General features: G+C 72.1%; 2 protein-coding genes. Both read right to left on the minus strand.

Features of this window, described 5'->3' with window-relative positions:
* Window positions 1–211: hypothetical protein (locus tag ACFCY1_RS32300; RefSeq protein ID WP_375876898.1), on the minus strand; the 211-nt coding region annotated here is incomplete at its 3' end.
* Window positions 212–339: 128 nt separating this feature from the next.
* Window positions 340–1,233, minus strand: an 894-nt coding sequence (locus tag ACFCY1_RS32305; RefSeq protein ID WP_375876862.1) for a WD40 repeat domain-containing protein, incomplete at its 5' end; no start/stop codon positions are given.

Here is a 1,233-nt window from a genome sequence, read left to right on the forward strand (position 1 = left end):
GCACCGTCGCGTCATCGTGGGGGGTGAGGGAGGGACCCTCCTGGCAACCGGTGGCGGGATTCCAGATCCGCACCGTCCCGTCGCTGCTCGCAGTGGCGAGACGGGCGGTGCCGTCGGGGGCGGTGAAGGCCGTCACCGCCAGTACCTGGCCGGTGCGGCCGCTCAGGGAGGGACCGTCCTGGTGGCCGGTGGCGGGGTCCCAGATCCGCACCGTCGCGTCATCGTGGGGGGTGAGGGAGGGACCCTCCTGGCAACCGGTGGCGGGATTCCAGATCCGCACCGTCCCGTCGCTGCTCGCAGTGGCCAGGCGAGGGAAGCCGTCAGAGGCGGTGAAGGCCGTCACCGCCTGCAGCCAACCGGCGTGGCCGGTGAGGGGGTCACCGACCTGCGCGCCGGTGGCGGGATTCCAGATCCGCACCGTCCCGTCGTGGCGGGGGATGGCGAGGCGGGGGAGCCGTCAGGGGCAGTGAACACCGCCATCGCCCACACTTGGTCGATGTCCCTCTTGAGTGGAACATCGACCTGTGTACCGGTGGCAGGATTCCAGATCCGCAACCACCCATCGACGCTGCCGGCGGGGCCGCTTCGGAAGGTGCTGGCGGTGGCGAGGCGGGGGGAGCCGTCAGGGGCGGCGAAGGCCGACACCGCCCACACTTGGTAGCTGTGGCCGGCGAGGGGGTCACCGACCTGCGCGCCGGTGGCGGGATTCCAGATCCGCACCGTCCCGTCGTAGCCGGCAGTGGCCACACGAGGGAGGCCGTCAGAGGCGGTGAAGGCCGCCACCGCATTCACGTCGCCGGTGTGCTTGGTGAGGGGGTCACCGACCTGCGCGCCGGTGGCGGGATTCCAGATCCGCACCGTCCCGTCGTAGCCGGCAGTGGCGAGGCGAGGGGAGCCGTCAGGGGCAGTGAACACCGCCACCAACCCCACAAGACTGGTCTGACCGGTGAGCGGGTCACCGACCTGCGCGCCGGTGGCAGGGTCCCAGATCCGCAGCCTCCCGTTGAAGCTGGTGGTGGCGAGGCGAGGGGAGCCGTCAGGGGCAGTGAACACCGCCACCGCCCGCAGCCAACGGGAGTCGCGGGTGAGCGGGGGACCGTCCTGGCGGCCGGTGGCGGGATTCCAGATCCGCACCGCCCCGTCGTCGCCAGTGGTGGCGAGGCGAGGGGAGCCGTCAGGGGCAGTGAACACCGCCACCGCGTTCACGTCGCCGGTGTGGCCGGTGAGGGGGTC

Origin of the sequence: Kitasatospora sp. NPDC056273 (genome assembly GCF_042268845.1) — a bacterium.
GTDB lineage: Bacteria > Actinomycetota > Actinomycetes > Streptomycetales > Streptomycetaceae > Kitasatospora.